Annotated in this window: 15 protein-coding genes, 1 tRNA gene and 1 pseudogene; 8 read left to right on the forward strand and 9 right to left on the reverse strand. The window is 53.3% G+C overall.

Annotated elements, in window-relative coordinates:
* Positions 1-276 precede the first annotated feature (276 nt).
* From QGT73_RS05245 to QGT73_RS05275, 7 genes and pseudogenes are all read left to right on the forward strand, one after another.
* The gene (locus tag QGT73_RS05245; protein WP_280121741.1) at positions 277-4,206 is read left to right on the forward strand and encodes a response regulator; all 3,930 of its coding nucleotides are present in this window, start codon (positions 277-279) and stop codon (positions 4,204-4,206) included.
* Positions 4,207-4,266: 60 nt separating this feature from the next.
* Positions 4,267-4,632 carry a DUF488 domain-containing protein gene (locus QGT73_RS05250; RefSeq protein ID WP_280121742.1) on the forward strand — a complete coding sequence of 122 codons (366 nt, stop codon included), beginning with the start codon at positions 4,267-4,269 and terminating at the stop codon, positions 4,630-4,632.
* A 111-nt stretch (positions 4,633-4,743) separates the two neighbouring features.
* Entirely contained in the window at positions 4,744-5,367 is a 624-nt protein-coding gene (locus tag QGT73_RS05255; protein ID WP_280121743.1) for a LysE family translocator, read from the forward strand.
* 32 nt (positions 5,368-5,399) lie between these two features.
* Positions 5,400-6,311: a class A beta-lactamase gene (gene bla / locus QGT73_RS05260; RefSeq protein WP_280121744.1), complete on the forward strand. Its 912-nt coding sequence runs from the start codon at positions 5,400-5,402 to the stop codon at positions 6,309-6,311.
* Positions 6,312-6,479: 168 nt separating this feature from the next.
* Positions 6,480-8,009 (forward strand): annotated as a pseudogene (lysS, locus tag QGT73_RS05265) (lysine--tRNA ligase); the annotation flags it as partial.
* 60 nt (positions 8,010-8,069) lie between these two features.
* The gene (locus QGT73_RS05270; protein ID WP_280121745.1) at positions 8,070-9,062 is read left to right on the forward strand and encodes an NAD(P)H-dependent glycerol-3-phosphate dehydrogenase; all 993 of its coding nucleotides are present in this window, start codon (positions 8,070-8,072) and stop codon (positions 9,060-9,062) included.
* A gap of 38 nt (positions 9,063-9,100) precedes the next feature.
* Positions 9,101-10,444, forward strand: a complete 1,344-nt coding sequence (locus QGT73_RS05275) for a glucose-6-phosphate isomerase (protein ID WP_280121746.1) — start codon at positions 9,101-9,103, stop codon at positions 10,442-10,444.
* A gap of 110 nt (positions 10,445-10,554) precedes the next feature.
* Here the strand turns inward: QGT73_RS05275 and QGT73_RS05280 are convergent, their stop codons facing one another.
* From QGT73_RS05280 to QGT73_RS05320, 9 genes are all read right to left on the reverse strand, one after another.
* Positions 10,555-11,907 (reverse strand): C10 family peptidase, encoded by a 1,353-nt coding sequence (locus tag QGT73_RS05280; RefSeq protein WP_280121747.1) that lies wholly within the window; start codon positions 11,905-11,907, stop codon positions 10,555-10,557.
* Between the two features lie 10 nt (positions 11,908-11,917).
* Positions 11,918-12,292, reverse strand: coding sequence for a DMT family protein (locus QGT73_RS05285; protein WP_123616396.1), 375 nt, complete (start codon positions 12,290-12,292; stop codon positions 11,918-11,920).
* Between the two features lie 19 nt (positions 12,293-12,311).
* Positions 12,312-13,844 (reverse strand): bifunctional metallophosphatase/5'-nucleotidase, encoded by a 1,533-nt coding sequence (locus QGT73_RS05290; RefSeq protein WP_280121748.1) that lies wholly within the window; start codon positions 13,842-13,844, stop codon positions 12,312-12,314.
* Positions 13,845-13,851: 7 nt separating this feature from the next.
* Positions 13,852-14,418, reverse strand: a complete 567-nt coding sequence (locus QGT73_RS05295) for a 7-carboxy-7-deazaguanine synthase QueE (RefSeq protein WP_280121765.1) — start codon at positions 14,416-14,418, stop codon at positions 13,852-13,854.
* Positions 14,415-14,750, reverse strand: a complete 336-nt coding sequence (locus tag QGT73_RS05300; protein ID WP_280121749.1) for a 6-pyruvoyl trahydropterin synthase family protein — start codon at positions 14,748-14,750, stop codon at positions 14,415-14,417. Before QGT73_RS05300 ends, QGT73_RS05295 begins: the two co-directional genes overlap by 4 nt.
* 109 nt (positions 14,751-14,859) lie before the next feature.
* The gene (locus tag QGT73_RS05305; RefSeq protein ID WP_280121750.1) at positions 14,860-16,302 is read right to left on the reverse strand and encodes a CCA tRNA nucleotidyltransferase; all 1,443 of its coding nucleotides are present in this window, start codon (positions 16,300-16,302) and stop codon (positions 14,860-14,862) included.
* A 15-nt stretch (positions 16,303-16,317) separates the two neighbouring features.
* Positions 16,318-17,505, reverse strand: coding sequence for a M24 family metallopeptidase (locus tag QGT73_RS05310; protein ID WP_280121751.1), 1,188 nt, complete (start codon positions 17,503-17,505; stop codon positions 16,318-16,320).
* 13 nt (positions 17,506-17,518) lie between these two features.
* Positions 17,519-18,400, reverse strand: coding sequence for an META domain-containing protein (locus QGT73_RS05315; protein ID WP_280121752.1), 882 nt, complete (start codon positions 18,398-18,400; stop codon positions 17,519-17,521).
* A gap of 216 nt (positions 18,401-18,616) precedes the next feature.
* Positions 18,617-20,872 carry a hypothetical protein gene (locus QGT73_RS05320; protein ID WP_280121753.1) on the reverse strand — a complete coding sequence of 752 codons (2,256 nt, stop codon included), beginning with the start codon at positions 20,870-20,872 and terminating at the stop codon, positions 18,617-18,619.
* 263 nt (positions 20,873-21,135) lie between these two features.
* Between QGT73_RS05320 and QGT73_RS05325 the strand changes: the two genes are divergently transcribed.
* Positions 21,136-21,208 (forward strand) — tRNA-Glu (locus QGT73_RS05325).
* The last annotated feature ends 99 nt before the right edge of the window (positions 21,209-21,307 follow it).

Consider the following 21,307-nt stretch of genomic DNA (forward strand, 5'->3'; position numbering starts at 1 on the left):
CGCGACAGGGCTTTTGTTATTCCTTACCTATTAGGTAATCTACCTAAATCATAATCTTGTTTGTGCGTTTCTCATGGTATGTGATATCGTGAATTATATCGTTATCTTTCTCTGGTGCAAAGTTAGCTAATTGTTCATGCGTGATGGGGGTAAAAATTCTCGAAGATAGGGGTAACATTTATCATAATACCGTAAAACGGTCGATTTTAACACTTTTGCCCGAGGTGGAAAGATTGACATTTAGTATATTTGTGGTGTAAAATTTGATACCGATCCATGATAAGACAGTCATATAGAGTCATTATAGCCATATTGATGGGATTTGTCGCGTGTGTCTACCTTAGGGCTCAGCCTTATTGCCGGGTGCATACGTTTGACATTCATGACGGGCTTCCGTCCAACAGTATTGCCGGTCTTGCCCAGAGTCACGACAATCTGCTGTGGGTGTCGACGTGGAACGGACTCTGTTATTACGACGGCTACCAGTTTACCACCTATCGCGACGGAGGCGACAACGGCACTCTTTCATCCAATCGTCTGCGCACCGTCGAGCCCGATGGCAACGGACATGTGTGGCTGTTCAGCTATGACCGCGTGCTTCATGTGCTCGACATGCACACCGGCCGATATACCAATCTCAGTGACATCATAGCCAGTAAGACCGGCTCGGAATTTCTGGGACGTAACAGTTATGCGGCCGCCGGACACATGTGGATTACGGGTGACGGCACTCCTCTCGCCGTGAGGGCGAGTGTGTGCGACCCGCTCAATCCCGACAGCCTCGAGGTGTATGATGCCTCGCGCTACCATTCGGGAAGCAAGCTTGTCAACAAAGTCATATATGACCGCGACGGCAATGAGTGGGTGCTCTCTGACAAGGGCATACATCTTTATGGCACAGATGTGTGGCAGAAGGGTCGTTTTATCGACGTGTGCACTATCGGCGGACTGGCCTATATGGCCACTTCCGACGGTCATCTTTATGCCTACGGTCACCAGGGCCGCTCGCTCAGGCCTATGCCTTCGCCTCAATGGATGGGCTGTGTCAACTGTATGGTCAGATATGACGACCGTAATCTTCTGCTCGGCACCGACAACGGCATTGCCGTATATAATGTGGCGGCGCGCGCCTGGCGACATATCGCGCGTGGCAATGTGGGGCAGATACATGTCGATTCTCAGGGACGCATATGGGTGTTTTCCGATGCTCCAGGCGTGATGCTTACCGATATTCACGGGGCCGAGGCCGAGGTGTTTGTATCCTCGCCCGAAGGTGATGCGTGTACGGGCAGCATCAAGCCCGTCTGGGTCGAGGACAAGTATGGAGTGGTGTGGGTAGTGCCTGTCGGCGGTGTATTCGGATATTTCGATGAAAACGCACGCCGCATAGTGCCTTATCCGCTCGAGTCGCCGCGTTTTGGCCGCAAAAGCATCCCTGACATTGAGAAATATTATGTCGACTCGCAGTGCAACATGTGGATTACATCGCCCCATGACCTCATACTCATCAATTTCGGACGTTACAATGTGATGCGTCTCCCGCTGGTGCAGAATGCCGACACACGCTCGCTTGTCGCGCTGGCCGACGGCACGGTGCTCGCCGGTTCACACACCGGAGTGATAGGATGTTTCGACACCGAGGGGCGTCTCAAGGGCTATCTGGCCCGGGGTGAGAAAGTGTCGCTCAGCGACAGGCCGGTAAAGTTTTCCGAACGCATATATGTAATGTATCAGGACTCGCGCGGCCGCCTGTGGATAGGCACCAAGGGCTATGGACTTTATATGGTCGATACCGACGGCAGGGTGAGACATTACGAGCCCTCGGCCACTGACAAGTATGCCATCAACAGTGAGAATGTCTATGACGTGGACCAGAGCCCTTCGGGCCGCATATGGATAGCCACCTATGGAGGCGGTGTTAACTATGTCGACGAGTCGGCCGACGGCCGCATGCGCTTTATCAATGCTTCCAACGACATGACCTCCTATCCAATCGACCTCTATGCCAACAGCCGTCGCATCACCCATACACCCGACGGAGTGTTGCTGCTCTCGACTACCGGCGGTCTGCTCACGTTCAGCGACTCGGTGAGGCAGCCCTCGGCGATAAAGTTTTTCAAGACCAATCATGTGAGCGGCGATGTCACCTCGATGCGCACCAACGATGTGACGCAGGTGCTCGCAGCCCGTGACGGCACTGTCTACGTCACCACTATGGGCGGTGAGATGCAACGTGTGACTGACACCGAACTACTGCATGACGGACTGAAGTTTACCTCGATGTCGCGTGGCTCCGATGGCAGACACATGTCATATTACGCTCCCGAGGGGGGCGGCATACGCTCCATGATAGAGGATGCCGACGGCAACATCTGCGTGGTGCGCGAGACGAGTCTGGTGCTCTATGACGTGGCCCGCGACAGCATGACTGTCTACGGTCCCAATGACCTTGGCGAGAATCTGGAGTTTACCGAAGCGTTGCCCGAACTGATACCCTCTACGGGCTGCATGTGGCTTCCGACAGTGGGCGGCATCGTGTCGTTTCATCCCAACGACATCACCAAGAGCGATTTCAGCCCCAATATAGTGTTTACAGGCGTGCAGTTTCAGGGCGAGTCGGAGAAGCACCATATACTCAACACCGATCGCATCGACGTGGATGTCGACAGGCGCAATCTCGCCATAAGTTTCGCGGCATTGGATTTTTCCGATAAATATCTTCTCCAGTATGCCTACAGGCTCGATGACGACAAGGAGTGGAACTATCTTCAGGGCTCCAACACCGTGCAGTTCACCGGTCTTGGCCCCGGACTGCACCGGCTACATGTCAAGAGCACCAACAGCGACGGCGTGTGGCTCGACAATGAGTCGGCGATTGACATATATGTCAAGCCGAGTTTCAGCGAGACTCCGTGGGCTATATTGCTCTATGTCTTGATAGCGACATTTGTCGTGTGGGCGGCCATGCACTTTTACTTCCTGCGCAAACGTAATGCCATGCTCAGTGATCTGCGGCATAAGGAGTCGGAATTTTACACCGATGTCAGCCACAAGCTCCGCACACCTCTGACGCTCATAGGCGCGCCGGTCAAGGAGGTGCTTGCCTCGGAGAGCCTTTCCGACACCGCACGCGGACATCTCGAGATGGTGGAACGCAATTCGGGCCGCATGCTAACGCTTGTCGACGAGATGTTGCGCAAGAGTCATGACAAAGGGGTGTATATAAGCGATGAGACCGCAATGACCGCCAATGTGACATCCTCACCGGCTGACACCGGTGTCAATGTCGTGTCGGAGGCTTCTCAGCCGGGTCGTAATGACATGCCCGATGACCCGTCGAGAGATACGATTCTCGTGGTGGAGGACAACGATGACCTTCGCTCGTTTCTCACCGACATCCTCTCGTCGCAATATAATGTGTTGTCAGCCTCCAACGGCCGCGAGGGGCTGGAGACAGCCGAGGCACGTCAGCCCGACTTCATACTCACCGACGTCACCATGCCCGAGATGGACGGACTCACCATGGTGCGCAACATCAAGAGCAACAAGCATCTCAGTCATATACCCATAATAGTGCTTTCGGCCAAGGCTTCGGAGCAGGACCGTGTGCTCGGACTCCGTGAAGGCATCGATGACTATGTGACCAAGCCGTTCAGTGCCACCTATCTGCGTCAGCGCATAGCCAATATCATAGCCCAGCGTCACATGCTCCAGCAGTCCTATCTCGAGTCGCTTGGAGCCGGCAATGTCGCGGCTGTTGTGCAGGAGCCATTGCCGGCGGATGAGGGTGATGTGACGCCTGAAGAGATGGCTGAGGTTTCGTCAGAGGCCACAGCAGGGCTGGCGGAATATCGCCTTGACTCGCCCCAGGTGGTGGATGCCGACAAGGAGATGATGGCGACGCTTATGGCCTTTATCAACGACCATCTTGATGAGGAGGGCCTGAAAATCGAGGAACTGGCCGATGCCGTCAATCTTGGCCGCACAGTCTTTTATGGCAAAATCAAGGCTCTTGTAGGCATGACTCCCTCGGACTTCCTGAGACGTATGCGCATGCAGCGGGCCGAGGAACTGATAGTCAAGACTCGTATGAATTTCTCGGAGATTGCGTTTAAAGTTGGATTTTCCGACCCGAAATATTTCACGAAGTGTTTTAAGAAAGAGACCGGCATGACTCCCTCGGAATATCGCCAGAAATCGCTCTGAGCAATTCAACCGCAAGACGTTATGGATTGTTGTGATTATATAATTAAATGTATATATATCATGGCAATCATACATATCAAGCGCGCATATGAGCCGGCTTCGGCATCGGACGGCTATCGGGTGTACATCGACCGTCTGTGGCCGCGCGGACTCTCGCACGAGACATTTCATTACGACTATTGGGACAAAAACATAGCACCGTCAACCCCGCTCCGTGAATGGTTTCATGCCGACAGTGCCGCCCGCTGGCCTGAATTTCAGCGTCGTTATGCCGCGGAACTGAGCACCAATCCGGCCTTTGCATCGCTCTGCAATCTCATTACGTCACATCACGATGTGACGCTCCTGTATTCCTCTCATGACGAGTTGCATAACAATGCTGTAGTGGTGCGGCAGGCCATATCGGACCAACATTTGAAATCCTGAAGGATTTTACCGTTGCTATTATTATTTTTTGTTAGGCTCTGATTCTTTTTTTGCATCCTATTGATGGATTTTGTACCTTTGCAAATTGTTGTGATACATCTTCCTGTCATAATGATGCGTGGAATCCTGATAGGGATTCTTGTGTCGGCCCCAATGGGACCGATAGGGATGCTGTGTATCCAGCGCACACTCAACCGCGGACGCTGGCCGGCGTTCTTCACAGGTGTGGGTGCAGGGGTCAGCGACCTGTTCTATTGCCTGCTCACAGGTCTCGGACTGTCGTTTGTAACTGATTTTATCGAGACCAACCAGAGTCTCCTCCAGCTCATAGGCTCGGTGGTGCTGCTGGTCTATGCGGGCTATCTGTTCGGAGCCAATCCGTCACGCTCGCTTCAGTCAAAGGGCGTGCAGTCCAAGGGCTACTGGAAGGACTTCGGGTCGGGATTTCTGTTCACATTCTCCAATCCTCTGATACTTTTCTTTATTATCGGACTCTTCGCCCGGTTCAGCTTCCTTGCTCCCGAGTTTGAGGCCTATCATTATGTGGCCGGATATGTGTCGATATTTGCCGGAGCAGTGTTGTGGTGGTTTGGCGTCACATGGTTTGTCAACAAAGTGCGCGGTCATTTCAACCTCCGCTCCATGTGGCTCATCAACCGCATCTTGGCCGGAATCATCATGATAATGGGAGCGATAGGACTGATCACGGCACTCGGCGAACTGCTGGTGAAGTAACCGTTGTTCCATTTATCATATTTATTCCCTCAATGAAAATCTTACTCCCCTTGGCGGCCATAGTGCTGCTGCTTTCATCATGCTCCGGACGCAGGAACTCACACAATGATACTTATGCCGATCTGCAGCGTGAGTTGCAGGAATATGTCAGCGACAAGGATGCCGGCATAGGCATAGGTGTGATTGTCGACGGCCGTGACACCGTCGAGGTCAACGGACATCAGCGGTTTCCGATGATGTCCGTCTATAAGTTTCCGATTTCACTTGCTTTGGCCGACGTCTGCCGTGCCGGCGGGACGGCATTTGACGACTCGTGCACCGTAGTTGCCGCCGAGCTTCATCGTGACACGTACAGTCCCATGACCGACCGTTATGCCGATATTGACACTGTCAGTATCTCTCTCCGCGAACTGCTGGCCTACACTTTGCAGATGAGCGACAACAATGCTTCCGACATATTGCTGAAACGTGCCGGAGGGGCCGGTCGGGTTGAATCATACATTCGTTCGCTCGGGGTCGATGATATCGACATCCGCTGGAGCGAGGCCGAGATGCATGCCGACACAGCCCGCTGTCGTGACAACTCATGCACGCCGCTTGCTATGGCTGCGCTGCTCTCGCGGTTTGATGCCGCGGATAATGACACGCTGACAGCCGAAATCAAGCGTCTTATGGAGACATGCGCCACCGGCACCGACCGTCTCCTGCCACCGCTCAGTGAGGCCGGCGCGCTTCTCGGACATAAGACCGGCACGGGCGATATCAACCCCGACGGGCGTCCACAGGCCATAAACGATGTCGGTTATGTGCATACGCCGGATGGCCGTCATGTCTACTCGATAGCCGTATTCATCTCTGACTCATCGTATGACATACAGTCAACATCAGCAATGATTGCTGAAATATCCCGCATGGTGTATGAGCGGGTCGCGCGTCAGAAATAGAGTGTCGAAAAACGTTGCGAGATGCGCAAAGTTTAGTAGTATTTAACACATGGCTCCAACTTTTGGGGCCATTTTGTTGTCATGCAGAGAAAAAAATCCGTAAATTTGCAGATACATTTGTTAAAAAAATACCAAAAATCTCACCATACATACATTAAGTAAGTATATATGAACGCACCACAGCTCAGTGAACAGGAAACTATACGTCGCGCAAGTCTCGAGGAGATGCGCCGTCGTGGCATAGAGCCTTATCCCGCAGCCGAATACCCCGTGAGCGGCTATTCGGTTGAAATCAAAGAAAATTTTAAAGACGACGCCCCCGCTCGCGAAGTGGCTGTGGCCGGTCGTGTGATGGGCCGCCGTATCATGGGCAAAGCCTCCTTTATGGAGCTTCAGGACTCGTGTGGCCGTATACAGGTATACATCAGCCGCGACGAGATATGCCCCGGCGAGGACAAGGACCTCTATAACGTAGTGTTCAAGAAGCTGCTCGACATAGGTGACTTTGTCGGTGTGAAGGGCCACGTGTTTCGCACCAAGACCGGCGAAATCTCGGTGCATGCCACCGAGCTGACCGTTCTCGGCAAGTCGCTCCGTCCGCTCCCCGTCGTAAAGGTCAAGGACGGTGTGGTATATGACTCCTTTGACGATCCCGAGCTGCGCTATCGCCGCCGCTATGTCGACCTTGTGGTCAACGAGGGCGTGAAGGAAATCTTCATTAAGCGCACCAAGGTCTACAACTCCATGCGCGAGTATTTCAACTCGGCCGGCTATATGGAGGTCGAGACTCCCATTCTCCAGTCGATACCCGGCGGAGCGGCAGCCCGTCCGTTCATCACTCATCACAACGCTCTCGACATACCACTCTATCTGCGTATCGCCGACGAGCTTTATCTCAAGCGTCTGATTGTGGGCGGATTTGAGGGTGTGTATGAGTTCTCCAAAAACTTCCGCAACGAAGGCATGGACCGCACTCACAACCCCGAGTTTACCTGCATGGAGATATACGTGGCCTATAAGGACTACAACTGGATGATGTCGTTTACCGAAAAGATGCTCGAGAAAATCTGTCTCGACGTCAACGGCACCACCGAGGTTAAAGTCGGCGACAATGTCATCAGCTTCAAGGCTCCCTTCCCGCGTGTCACCATGGCCCAGGCCATCAAGGACTTTACCGGCGTGGATATCACCGGCATGGACGAGGAGGCTCTGCGCAAGACCGCCAAGGAGCTCGGCATCGAGGTTGACGAGTCGATGGGCAAAGGCAAGCTCATTGACGAAATCTTCGGCGAGAAGTGTGAAGGCAACTATATCCAGCCCACTTTCATCATTGACTATCCCATCGAGATGTCACCTCTGACCAAGCGTCACCGCAACAATCCCGAGCTGACCGAGCGTTTCGAACTTATGGTCAACGGCAAGGAGCTGGCCAACGCTTACTCGGAGCTCAACGACCCGATTGACCAGTATGAACGTTTCGTTGACCAGATGCGTCTTGCCGAGAAGGGCGATGACGAGGCTATGATTATTGACAAGGACTTCATACGTGCTCTCGAGTATGGCATGCCCCCGACCTCAGGCATGGGCATAGGCATGGACCGTCTCGTAATGCTTATGACCGGGCAAACAACCATACAGGAAGTTTTGTTCTTCCCTCAGATGCGTCCCGAAAAGAAACCGGCTCAGGCATCGGCCGCGGCTGCTGACAACGCACCGGAGGCTCAGCCGGCCGAATAGTATGAACTCAACCGCTAAAGAATGAGTTTTAATAAAATAGCAGTGATGGGTGGCGGAAGCTGGGCTACGGCTTTGGCCAAACTCCTGTTGCGCAACTGTGACTCCATTCTCTGGTATATGCGCCGAGATGACCGTATCGAGGACTTCAAGCGCATAGGCCACAATCCGGCCTATCTGACCGATGTGGAGTTTGACGTGAAGCGCATAGAGTTTTCGAGCGACATCAACTATGTCTGCTCTCAGGCCGACGCATTGCTTCTCGTCATGCCCTCGCCCTATTTCAAGACGCATGTCGACAAGATTACGGTAGATATATCCTCCAAGACCGTCATATCGGCTGTCAAGGGCATCGTGCCCGGTGACAATGAGATTGTGTCGGACTACATGGCCCGACGTTTCGAGGTCAATCCCGAGAAGATGCTCGTCATCGGCGGTCCGTGTCATGCCGAAGAGGTGGCTCTTGATCGTCCCAGCTTCCTGACTGTAGGATGCCATGACGTGTCGCTGGCCGAGGAGTTTGGCAAATGTCTCAACTCGCCGACCACACGCACCATACCCTCGAGCGATGTCGAAGGTATCGAGTATGCCGCTGTGCTCAAGAATGTCTATTCAATAGCTTCGGGCATAATCCACGGCATGAAGGGCGGGGACAATTTTCTGGCAATGCTCGTGAGCAACGCCATCAGGGAGATGGAACGCTTTGTCGACGAGGTGTGTCCGCGTCCGCGCTGCATATGCGACTCGGTCTATCTCGGTGACCTGCTCGTGACTGCCTACTCGCGGTTCTCGCGCAACCATAACTTCGGTTCCATCATTGGCAAGGGCTACTCGGTGTCGACCGCCCGCATGGAGATGGAACAGACGGCCGAGGGATATTACGGAGCCAAGTGTATCAAGGAAATCAACAAGCAGTATTGTGTGGAGATGCCTATCCTCGATGCCGTTTATGACATACTCTACCGTCACGCCAACGCCGAGCGTTCGATGCGAGCTCTCGGCAAATGGTTTATATGACACAAATCGAAAAATGTTACTCTAAAAAATATAAAAACATGAAAACTATCAACGTCGACATTAAGGATGTCCTCTCGACCGTAAGCCGCGAGGATATCAACAGCCTTGACGGCAAAGCTACTGAAGCTCTTGACAAGGTGCTCAACGGCACAGGAGCCGGCAATGATTTCCTCGGCTGGGTAAACCTTCCCACCGACACCACCGAGGCTCTTCTTGACGACATCATCGCATGCGCCGACCAGCTTCGCGCTACCTGCGACACTGTGGTTGCCATCGGCATCGGCGGTAGCTATCTCGGAGCCAAGGCTGTAATCGAGGCTCTGAGCGACAGCTTCGCTGCATATCGTCCCGGTGTGCAGGGCGAGCCCAAAGTGCTCTTCGCTGGTCAGAATATCGGTGAGGACTATATGTATGAGCTCCAGGATTATCTCAAGGATAAGCGTTTCGGTATCATCGTAATTTCCAAGAGCGGCACCACTACCGAGCCCGCTATCGCATTCCGTCTGCTCAAGGAGCAGCTCGAGCGTCAGCTCGGAGTCGAGGAGGCCCGCAAGCGCATCGTTGCCATCACCGACGCCCAGCGCGGTGCTCTCCGCAGCCTCGCCACAGAGGAGGGTTACAAGACATTTGTGATTGCCGACAATGTAGGTGGCCGTTTCTCTGTGCTCACCCCCGTAGGTCTGCTTCCAATTGCTGTGGCCGGATATGACATCCGCGCGCTCATTGACGGTGCGGCCGAGATGGAGAAAGCCACATCAGAGGCCAACGACCAGAACCCCGCCTATCTCTATGCCGTTACCCGCAACGCGCTCTACAATGCCGGCAAGAAGGTGGAGATACTTGTCAACTACAATCCCAAGCTCCACTACTTCGGAGAATGGTGGAAGCAGCTCTACGGCGAGAGCGAGGGCAAGGACGGCAAGGGCATCTTCCCCGCAGCAGTCGACAACTCCACCGATCTTCACTCCATGGGCCAGTGGATACAGGAGGGCGAGCGCATTATCTTCGAGACCGTTATCTCGGTGCTCGAGCAGAAGCATGAGAAGCTCATCCCCTCTGACGAGGCCAACCTTGACGGTCTTAACTATATCGCCGGCAAGCATATCGACGAGGTCAACAAGATGGCCGAGCTCGGCACACGCATAGCCCACGTTGACGGCGGTGTGCCCAACATGCTCATCACTATCCCCGCTCTCCGCGAGAAATATCTCGGCCAGCTTATCTATTTCTTCGAGAAGGCTTGCGGCATCAGTGGATATATACTCGATGTCAATCCTTTCAATCAGCCTGGTGTCGAGGCCTACAAGCGCAACATGTTTGCCCTTCTCCAGAAGCCCGGCTATGAAAAAGAGACAGAAGCTATCCAGTCACGTCTGAAATAATCTAAAGGATATAAAAGGACAAAAGATTCAATAGGAACAAAAGTTTATAACAATCTAAAAACTTTTGTTCCTATTGAATCTTTTGTCCTTTTATATCTTTAGATGTCTGTTTATTTTATCCTCATCTTCACTGAGCGGCTGTCGGCGGTGATGATATAGACACCGGCAACAAGAGCGGGAGTGACTGGTGAGGCTTGTGTCAGTGTGGCGATATGCGAGCCGTTCATGTCATAGACATTTGCTTCATGAGTGGCCGAGGGGGCGAGTGCGAGAGTATTGCCTATGGTCAATACATCTATTGTGGTGTCTTTGTCCGTTACAGTCTCAAGTCCGCTCATTTTAGAGACTGTAATATGGATTGCCGATTTGGCATCCTTGCGCAGCATTTTGACAGGAATCCACTCAGAGTCAGCCGATGTGCGATAGACCGGGACAGCTTCAAAAGTCCCTTCATACATAAAAGCCTCGGCCGGAACAGTGAATGACGGCAATGACACATAGCGGTTGTCGGGCAGAGATAGTGTCTCGCCCTCGGCATAGGTGACATTGCCGGCGGCGTCGCTGAGCCTTAGTCCGAAAGTAACGGCGGGGGCGTTGCCTGTGAAGTTTTTTATATCGGTTTTGACTGTTAAAGATGAGTTTTTATCACCGAGTGTCACATAGCTTTCTGGAGAACTTACACCCTCCGAGCATACCATCCACGACTGCATCTGTCCGGGACGGCCAAGAGGATAGAAAATCATGGCTGATTGTCCGTAGACATAGCTGCCGAGCGACGACATGTCATAATAGCCTCCTCCAGCTCCGAATCCCCAGTTGACATGGGCCTTGCCGTTGGAGTCATAGCCGTCGATAACGAATGCGTGTCCGAGATAGTAGTCTGTATATCCTCCGTAGTATACAGGAAACCCGTCTGCAATGGCATCAAACACGAGTTCTGTCCATGTCGCATCGTCAAAATATTCGCGGTCGGCCAATACCGATTCGGACGAATAGCTGAAATGGTCGACTGCGGCTCGGAACGCATCGTCTATAAACGCGCCGCTGTCGGGCGTGTATTCCGCATCGGCCGCTATGCCACAGTGATACATTATGGTGGCTACAGCCTCGGCCTGAGCCTGTGTGTATTCACCGCGGTAATTATCGAGCATTTCCTCCCAGCGATAGGTGGTGGCTCCGAAATCGGCTGTAAGTTTTGCCGATAGCTGGCCGTAGCTCCATTTGAGTGATTTCGAGCCCACCCCATTGGTCGGATATTTGTGATAACGCATTATCTGGGCCATGGCAGTGGCTACACAGCTCGTCTTGCATCGTTTGCCTGTGGCATATTCCGGACACATGTCATTATAGGGTGACGTCTGGCCCCATTCGGTGGTGATAAGCGGTGTCACCGATGTGGGGCGGGTGGCTGTCATTGAAAGGGCTGTGAGGAGTGAGCCTATGAGTAAGATATGCTTTTTCATATGTGGGGTGTCAATTGTCCATAAATACGAGGTAGACAGCGATTATAAGGAGGCAGAAGGCCAGGAAATGGTTCCAGTGAAGGGCCTCACCGCGAAAAAACAGTATGGTGAATACTGTAAATATCATCAGAGAGATTACCTCCTGTATCACTTTGAGTTGCAGTAGTGAGAATGCTCCGCCGTTTTCGTGGAATCCGTAGCGGTTTGCCGGCACCATGAAGCAGTATTCAAACAGTGCTATACCCCATGACAGCAATATTACTGTTATGAGTGGAGTTGCCGAGGTTATGACCTTCATCTGCTGGAGCTTGAGCTGGCCATACCATGCGAATGTCATGAATATGTTGGACACGACGAGGAGTCCGACAGTAAGCCATCCGTTCATTTCATTGTTTTTTAGTTTCTCAGAAAGATGTCATGCGTGGGGTGTCGTCGGGATTGGCGAGGATAGAGTCGAGACGGCCGGCCTCGATGTAGCCGATGAGAGCCTCATAGAGTATCTCTTTGCTTTTGGCGAGGGTCACGGCGCGTTTGAGCGGAGTCATATAGTCGTTTCCGGCGGCAAGATAGTCGATGGTGGCGAGACGGTAATGTCGGGTCGGATCAATGGGGCGTCCGTCTATAGTAACACTGTTGAGCTTGTGGGTGGACGGGTCATAAAGCACCTTTACGTTTGAACTCACGCCCTGGCCTTCCTGACCCGACATGATGCCGATGTTTTCGAGCAGGTCCGAGCCGAGAATATCGAGCACCACGATACGGTTTTCAAACGGAGCTATGTCGATAATTTCACCTTTGGTCACCGGTCCGGAAGTGATGGAGTTGCGTATGCCTCCCTTGTTCATGATAGAGAGGTCTACAGGTTTGCCGCAAATCTCGGCACCGCGCATGCGCACAAAGTCGCTGAACAGGTTGAGCATGCGGGTCGATGCGCGCTCAAACTCGTTGGGGCTCTCGCCTATCCGATAGGCGCGCAGAGAGTCGACTTTCACACGATAGGGCTTGATGAGTGCAGCAAAGCGTGTGTCGATGCGCGAGTTCAGACGGTTGTCGACCTTGATCAGCCGAGGTGATACAGTCTTGGTGGCAAGGTTGATGTCGAGTTCACCCACAGCCGATCCGCGTGAGCCGGTCTGGACCACAGTCACTGTATCACCCTCGAGATTGGCTATGCGCCATTGCGGCGACGCAGGATCGGAGGGGTCGATGGCTGTGTGGGAGTGGCCTCCTATGATGATGTCAATATCCTTGCTGCCTTTGGCGATGTCGGTGTCCGACACTCCCTGTGTGACGTCATACCCGAGGTGGCTGACGGCTATCACCATCTCGGCACCCTCCTTGCGCAGTTGTGCGGCGGCCTCGTTGGCTTTCTCGAGAGCATCGAGATACTTCACTCCTGTGCAGTTTTCCTCAGCTATGATGCCGGTAGGGTTGAGGTTGAGACCGATAAATCCAATTTTATGACCCGACACTTCTTTCATTACCGTCGGCACAAAAAGGTCTTCGAGCGCGGTGCCCGAGAGGTCATAGTTGGTGCTGAGACGGGTGCTGTTGACCTGCGACCACTCCTTGGCGAGTCCGTCCATACCGCGGTCAAACTCGTGGTTGCCGAGTATGCGTATGTCGTAGCCCATCTCGTTCATAAGAGCGCGTTCGACCTCGCCGCCGAATATGGTGAAATATAGCGAGCCCTGCACGGCGTCACCGGCATCGACAAGCATCACATTGGCATGTTCGGCTCTAACGCTGTCGATTATGACCTTGCGTCGGGCTATGCCGCCGTTGTCGCGCAGGTCGGGGTCGATGGACGAGTGGGTGTCGTTGGTGTGGAGTATCACCAGGTGGTCCGAATCGGTGTTTTGATTGCTGTTGCACGCGCTTGACAGTCCAAGGCATGCCACAACGGCACCTGCTATCAGAAATCTATCGAGTTTCATTGTGAGATTACTGTATGTTGATTAGTTTATGTGTCTGGAGCGATAGACGCCAGTGTGGATTGTCGAGTATATAGGCTATTGTGTCGGCTATGTTGCTGCCACCCTCATAGTCGGGCGATGAGCAGGGCTGGAGAAAGTAGTGCATGGCCGCGTGGGAGTTGGCTATCTTCTCGACATCCTGCCCGGTGTAGACCACTTTGAGCTCATCGATGCGCTTGAGCCGCACCGTACCACCATCTTTAGGAGAGCATGTTACCCAGTCGACATCCTCGGGCAGCGGATTGGTGCCGTTGGTCTCCACCTGTATGAAAAATCCGGCGTTGTGGAGTATCTCCACCAGCGAGTCGGTGAGCTGTAGCGACGGTTCGCCGCCGGTGATGACTATGTGGCGCGAGGGGAAACGCAGCACGCGTTCGAGTATCTCGCCCTCGGCCATTTCGGAGCCTGCAAAGTGATCCGTGTCGCAGAATCCGCAACGGAGATTGCATCCGCTCAGGCGCAGAAACACCGCAGGGGTGCCCGTATGGAAACCCTCGCCCTGAAGTGAATAGAATAGTTCGTTGACTTTCATCAGTCCTCTTTTACATATGAAGCTATATTGCCCTCGCTCTCTTTTACGTCCACGCGCCAGCAGGTGTCAATCTGGTCGCATATCCAGCGGGCTATGTTTTCGGCTGTGGGGTTAAAGGGTAGTAGCTCGTTGAAATTTCCGTGGTCGAGATAGCTTGTGATACGTTCCTTGATATGTGAGAAATCGGCCACCATGCCGTCGGCGTTAAGTTCGCGCGACTTACAGTGGACAGTCACAATCCAGTTGTGTCCGTGCAGATTGCTGCACTTGCTCTGATATGACAGTTTGAGACGGTGACATCCGGCCACCTCGAAGGTTTTGGTTATATAGTACATTTCTTTTAAAGTTTAGAGTTTATGCATAGATTTGTCGGAAGTTTAGAGATGAATCAGTGATGAGAATCCGCCATGCTATGTATAAACTTTCACCTCTAAACTTTCAACTTTACAAGTCCTTAACTGGGGTGAGCCCTTGTTCGGCGGCGATTTTGTACATAAGCTCGATGGCCGCCTCGCGGTCGTTAGGTGCGATGATGCCGTCGAGTATCGCGTTTTTGATCGTGCTCTTGATGACACCGATTACGGGGCCGCCGGTTATGCCGAATATCTGCATTATTTCATTACCGTCCACCGGAGGTTGGAGATTGCGTATCTCGTCGCGCACATTGAGGTCGGCTATCTTCTCGCGCACGAGGGCAAAGTTGTTGAGCAGACGCTTCACCTTCTCGCGGTTTTTCGACGTGATGTCGGCCTCGCATAGTGTCATGAGGTCCTCCAGATCCTCGCCGGCGTCGTTGATGAGACGTCTCACGGCCGAGTCGGTCACCTCGTCCTCTACCAGTGCTATGGGACGCATGTGCAGCTCCACAAGTTTGGCTACATATTTCATCTTCTGGTCCTGCGGCAGACGCATGTGGCGGAATATGCGCGGCACCATCTTGGAGCCTACAAAATTATGGTTGTGGAAAGTCCATCCCATCTTGTCGTCCCAACGCTTGGTGACGGGCTTGGCTATGTCATGCATCAGCGCGCCCCAGCGCAGCCACACATTGTCGCTCTTTACAGCCACATTGTCGAGTACCTCGAGGGTGTGGCTGAAATTGTCCTTGTGTCCGCGTCCTTTCACGGTGTCGACCCCCTTCATGGCTGCAAGTTCGGGAAATATGAGTTGCAGCAGTCCGCTGTCAAGCAGCAGTTGCCAGCCTGTCGAGGGGCGGGGCGACTTCATGATTTTCATCAGCTCGTCCACAATGCGCTCGCGCGAGATGATGCGTATGCGCTCGGCGTTGCGGCGTATGGCCTCGAAGGTCTCGGGAAATATCTCAAACTGCAGTTGTGTGGCAAACCGTATGGCCCTCATCATGCGCAGCGGGTCGTCGCTGAATGTTATGTCGGGGTCGAGCGGAGTGCGCAGCAGACGGGCCCGCATGTCGTCGAGTCCGCCGAAGAGGTCTATGAGCTGTCCGAAACCCTCGCGATTGACCCGTAGGGCCAGGGCGTTGACTGTGAAGTCGCGGCGTGAGAGGTCTTCCTCGAGAGTGCCGTCCTCCACTATGGGTTTGCGCGAGTCGCGCTGATATGATTCCTTGCGTGCGCCCACAAACTCCAGCTCCATGTCTTTGCGCTTGACCTGGGCTGTGCCGAAGTTGCGAAACACCGTCAGGTGGGTGCCTCGGCCGAGGCGTTGTGCCACGACTTCGGCAAGCTCAATGCCACTGCCGACGGTCACAAAGTCTATATCCTTGGAGGGGCGTTCGAGAAAGAGGTCGCGCACACAGCCTCCTACGGCATAACAAGGCCGTCCGATCGAGTCGGCGGCCTCGCCTATGGCGTGGAACAGCGGGGAGTCTATTTTTGTAAGTACTTTATCTAACTGGTTTATTATCATTGGTCTGTTGCTCTGTCAGTCGAGAGGAAGCATCTCCTCGGGGGCGGTCGTGATGCACTCCACGTGGTCGGCGTGTACTATATAGGTGTTCTCGATGCCTACGGCACCTGTGTGGGGTATAACAAATTTAGGCTCGAGTGCTATCACGTTATGTTGCTGCAATATGTCGCGGCTGCGCGGGGCTATGACCGGCAGCTCGTTAATCTCGATGCCCACGCCGTGGCCTATGAAGCCGGCGTGCTGGCGGTGGCCCATGTAGTAGGGCTTGAGTCCGGCGGCCTCGACTATTTCGTCGGCTTTGTTCCACAGGCTTTTGGCCTCAGTCCCGGGACGCATCATGTCGCATAGTGCGCGATGGATGTCTATGGAGCACTGATGGGCGCGCTTGGCGAGCGGGTCGATGTCGCCGAGCGTGAACACTCTGGTCATGTCGGTCATATATCCGTTATAGTTTCCGTTGATGTCGACCATCACGGTGGTGCCCGGCTTGATGAGAGTGCCGTTGGCACCTACAGGGAGCGAAGGGTCCATGCCGGCACCCCCCATGGCAAAGTCATAAGGCGACGGGGCGTCGGCGTTGTCGCCGGCGAGTATGTTGCCCATATACAGCTCCATGGAGTCGCCGCTGATGCGGAATTGCCCCAGACATCCCTGCATGCGGCTCATGTGCTCTATGGCCACCTGAAGGTCATAGTCGCTCATGCCCTCCTGAAAGAGTCCGGGTATGCGCTTGTACACGCGTGTCTGTTTCGCACCCGACTCGCGCAGCATCCTGAGAGCCATGGGGGGCTTTACTGCTCTCACTTCGCGCATGACGGCCGAGGCGTTTTTCAGTTCAGAGCCGGGAAACAACTTCATCAGACGTGTGACGGTGGAGTAGGGGAGCACGTCGAGTTCGATACCTATCGAGTCGGGCGTGCTCATGCCTATCGAACCTGTGATATCCTCGGGTTTTCGTATATACACTATGCCGTCGCCCTCCAGCTCCACCGGACGGCGTATGAAAAATACCGGCATCCCTTTGAGCGGAACGTAGGCATATCCGGCATAGACACGGCCGGTGAGGTAATAGATGTTGGCGTTGTCGCTGAGCAGAATGGCCTCCACTGAGGCTGAGGCCATTCTGTTGCGTATATGGTCGAGACGCAGGTTGTATTCGTCTTCGGGCCAGAGTATCAGGCGTGATTCCTGGATATTTTTCATTATGCGGGTCGGATTATTCGTCGATGTCAGCTATTTCGGCAGCCGAGAGTCGTTTGAGCGAGATAATGGTCTGGCCTGCGGCGTTTTTGAGCAGAGTGGTGTCGGGTGAGGAGCCTTTGGTGGCGTTGTCAACGCTCTCGAGGGCGAGCAGAAATGCCTGTTCGGTCGCGATGTCGGGACACATCATGCGCGAGGTGGCAAGATTTTTGAACTCTATGCCGTTGCCTTTGTCGAGATTGACGATGATGTCGCCGTTGAGTACGTTACATCCGGCGTTGCCATGGATCTTGTGCTCGTCCACGTCAATGACGATTCTGACGTTGGCCGAGATGGCGGCTCCCTCGATTTCAGTCACGCGCCATGCTCCGTTGAGAAACGCGAGGTTATGACGACGCAGCTTCATGAGTGGTGTGGATGTCGATGACAGCAGCACCATATTGGAGGGGTCGGTAAACTGATATGACTCGGCCTGGTTGAGTGCCTGGTTGACGGCATACTCATAGGGGGCGTTGTCACATGCTTTCATTGTCGAGATAAGTTCGCCTGCGGGCACTATCTTCGAGCCTTTGATGTTCCAGGCTCCGTTGAGATAGTTGCAGCCGTTATATCCGATGACGCTGACCATTCCCGGGGTGGCCTCGTTGATGGTAAATGTGAGTTTGGGATGGTTTTCGCCATTGACCACTACGTTTTCGCCATTGACTTCTACGATTGACCATTCGCCGTCAAATGTCTTGAGTATATCGCTTATGGGTGTGACCTCTACGGCCTCGACCTTGGTGGCGGGGACGCTGTCGGGGGTCTTGTCGGCCTTGGAGGAGTTGCGGAGCGAGCCGCAGCCGGTGGTTGTGAGTGCCATAATAGCTAACGCGGGTATAAAATGTGTCAGTTTCATAATTTTCGTTTATATGATGATTATAGAATTATAACGTCCCCGGAGGGCGTTTGTGCATATAATCTGCAAAATTACTCAAAAAAGAGATACAAATGTTTCAAAAGGACAAAAGATACAAAAGTTTTTTATTTCAGACATACGCACAGGGGTATTCTGAAATAAAAAACTGTTGTATCTTTTGTCCTTCTGAGACTTTTGTATCAGATTTCCCTTATGTTATTTCACAAGGAATTTCTTACCGTCGCGGATATAGATGCCGGGAGTGAGATTGCCCTTGACTTCGATACCCATCAGATTGTAGATCTTGCCGTTGCCGGTCGAGGTCTCCGAGTCGGTGATGATGTCCTCGATGCCCGAGAGATCACCGGGGGTGAACTCAAAGCTGCGGATGCGCCACTTGGTGCCGGCGGTATAGTAATTGTAAGTCTTTCCGGCTTCAAGCTCATAGGTGATGTAGTCATCTGCGTCAACACCGTTGGGCGCAAATGAGCCTGACTTGACTACGGTGGTGCCGTCCGACAGAGTGGCGTCAAGTGTGGTTTTTGTGTCACCGTTGACAAACATGTTGATGGACTTGTTGTTTGCCACTGCGGCTGCAAACACGATTTTGAGCGTGCCGGGTACGTTGGGGCTGAATTTGATTTCCAGGCCGTTCTGATCGCCGCGGACATCCTTCGCGTTGGAGAAATCCCATTCACCTATTCCTGCCTGTGAGCCTTTTGAAGTGTTGTCAAGGAACTCTGCGGTGATGTTTTCACGCACTACAGTTTTGTTGGCGGGTTCGGTTCCGTTGGCGGTCCATGAATTGCCGACTTCTTCCTCATCGCCCGGATCGGGGGTGACTACATCGTCCGGATCGGGCTCGGGCACATAGTTGGGGTCATAGGCGGGGAGTTGCACGGCAGCGTCGGCAGTGGTGCGTGTGCCGTTGAGCATCTTGGCCGAAGTGCCGGCGTTGCCCTTGTCTACGATATCCTGCACGAGCGAGTTGATATAGTGCTCGAGGTTGGAGTAACCGTCGGCTGTGATTTTGGCACCGTCGGTGGGATCGTTGGGATTGAGGCCGTTTGCCTTTTCCCACTCGTCGGGTATACCGTCGCCGTCTGTGTCAGTCTTGGCTGTGCCGGCATTGAGCTTGGGCCAGCCGTCACCGCCGGTGAGGCCTTTGACATCGGTCTGGGTGTTGATGAAACCTTTGTCGAGTCCGCTGCCTGTCGATGCCGGTGAGTCATATTGGCGGTATTTGTTCTTTGCCTCGGAGGCTATGGTCTTGTCGAGCTCGTCGCGTCTTAGTGATGCACCGGCATAGTTGGTCACATTGTTCCAAGTGTCGGCATAATTGTGAGTGGTGGTGTAGACATACTCGATGGGAGTCTCGGACTTGATTTCCTTTTTTATCTCGGCCTGCTTGGCCGCGGTGTTGGCAAGGTCATCCCAGTCGCTCCATGTAATTTGTGAGTAGATACCATCAGTCCAGTTGTCTTTATATATGTCGGGATGACTGATATTGTAATTGCCGTCTACGTAATATTTGCCTATGAGGTGAAGAGCGGGAGCATAGGCGGGATAGTCAGTAACATATTTGTTGTTACGCACTCCTACGGCGGCGATACGTTTTTGTTTGTTCTTTGTCCAGTAGGCATTGCCGGGGCCGGGGATATATAAGTTATTGACGATATTGACCTTCATACCCTCGCCTCCGTAACATTCCTCGCCGCTATAGTTATATATGACGTTGTTGCGCATGTCCATCTGCTCTTTGAGCTGAGTGGTCGGGCGCGGGCCGAGGCGCGGAGCACGCGAAGTGTGGTGGGCAAGCAGGTTGTGGTGATATGAAGCCTTGCGTCCGCCCCAGTTGCCGCCATAGCCGTGATTGAGCTTGCTGTGGCCTTTCACGAGGCTCTGGCTTACGATACACCACTGTACGGTGGTGCGCGAGCAGCCTACAAATGAGAGACACTCGTCGATGCTCCAGCTCACCGAGCAGTGGTCGACGATGATGTCCTTCTGGTCGATGGCTCCGAGACCGTCCCAGCCGTCGCAGGCTCCGCTGTTGGCCATCTCCTCTGTGATATTCTTGTTGCCCGGACGGAAACGCATGAAGCGTATGATCACGTTGTCGGCCGAGATGGTAAACTGATATTCCGCTATACATACACCGTCGCCGGGTGCTGTCTGGCCAGCTATGGTCACATTGCCGTTGCGCAGCTTGAGTTCGCTTTTAAGATGAATTGTACCGTCGACGTCAAATACGATGGTGCGGGGACCTTTCTGTTCACAAGCCCAGCGGAATGAACCTTCGCCCGAGTCATTGAGATTGGTGACATGATACACTGCGCCACCGCGTCCTCCTGTCGTGTAGCGTCCGTAGCCCTCGGCTCCGGGAAACGCCTCACGTTGCTGCGACATGGCTATGCCCGGGACGAGCATGCATGATGCAAACAGTAAGCTACTGAGTAGATTTCCTTTCATGATATTTTTTTTGTGTGTAGTTGTTGTGTCTTTCACATGTAATCTCGGCAAAAGTAACAATTAATCCCAATAAATACAATAATTAAATAAGGAAAAGTGATGAACAGTGCCGAAAAAGTGCCGAAAAAGGCGTTTAAACGTTAAAATAGTGTTAAAATAGACACGAACTCTTGCACGGTATGGAAAAAGTCCATAACTTTGCATCGCAATTCTGAGGGACACCACTCCTAAACGATGAGTCTCGAACGAAGAGCCCACTGAATGGCGATTTAGTGTAGAGGCCTAGCACGCCGCCCTCTCACGGCGGAAACCCGGGTTCGAATCCCGGATTCGCTACAAGCCCGAAAGCCGGATTCTACGGAGAGTCCGGCTTTCATTTTTATTATCCCATGTGTGGGGCAATAAAACAGTCGTAGTCAATCGCGCCATCATTAT

The sequence above is a fragment of the Duncaniella muricolitica genome, from assembly GCF_910574735.1.
GTDB classification, from domain to species: domain Bacteria; phylum Bacteroidota; class Bacteroidia; order Bacteroidales; family Muribaculaceae; genus Duncaniella; species Duncaniella muricolitica.

Excerpts from the sequence above, each read along its gene's own strand:
- QGT73_RS05280 (WP_280121747.1), bottom strand. The coding sequence starts at position 11,907 with ATGAAAAAGCATATCTTACTCATAGGCTCACTCCTCACAGCCCTTTCA.
- QGT73_RS05275 (WP_280121746.1), top strand. The coding sequence starts at position 9,101 with ATGAAAACTATCAACGTCGACATTAAGGATGTCCTCTCGACCGTAAGC.
- QGT73_RS05285 (WP_123616396.1), bottom strand. The coding sequence starts at position 12,292 with ATGAACGGATGGCTTACTGTCGGACTCCTCGTCGTGTCCAACATATTC.
- QGT73_RS05290 (WP_280121748.1), bottom strand. The coding sequence starts at position 13,844 with ATGAAACTCGATAGATTTCTGATAGCAGGTGCCGTTGTGGCATGCCTT.
- QGT73_RS05245 (WP_280121741.1), top strand. The coding sequence starts at position 277 with ATGATAAGACAGTCATATAGAGTCATTATAGCCATATTGATGGGATTT.
- QGT73_RS05310 (WP_280121751.1), bottom strand. The coding sequence starts at position 17,505 with ATGAAAAATATCCAGGAATCACGCCTGATACTCTGGCCCGAAGACGAA.
- QGT73_RS05300 (WP_280121749.1), bottom strand. The coding sequence starts at position 14,750 with ATGTACTATATAACCAAAACCTTCGAGGTGGCCGGATGTCACCGTCTC.
- QGT73_RS05320 (WP_280121753.1), bottom strand. The coding sequence starts at position 20,872 with ATGAAAGGAAATCTACTCAGTAGCTTACTGTTTGCATCATGCATGCTC.
- QGT73_RS05305 (WP_280121750.1), bottom strand. The coding sequence starts at position 16,302 with ATGATAATAAACCAGTTAGATAAAGTACTTACAAAAATAGACTCCCCG.
- QGT73_RS05250 (WP_280121742.1), top strand. The coding sequence starts at position 4,267 with ATGGCAATCATACATATCAAGCGCGCATATGAGCCGGCTTCGGCATCG.
- QGT73_RS05270 (WP_280121745.1), top strand. The coding sequence starts at position 8,070 with ATGAGTTTTAATAAAATAGCAGTGATGGGTGGCGGAAGCTGGGCTACG.
- bla (WP_280121744.1), top strand. The coding sequence starts at position 5,400 with ATGAAAATCTTACTCCCCTTGGCGGCCATAGTGCTGCTGCTTTCATCA.
- QGT73_RS05255 (WP_280121743.1), top strand. The coding sequence starts at position 4,744 with ATGATGCGTGGAATCCTGATAGGGATTCTTGTGTCGGCCCCAATGGGA.
- QGT73_RS05315 (WP_280121752.1), bottom strand. The coding sequence starts at position 18,400 with ATGAAACTGACACATTTTATACCCGCGTTAGCTATTATGGCACTCACA.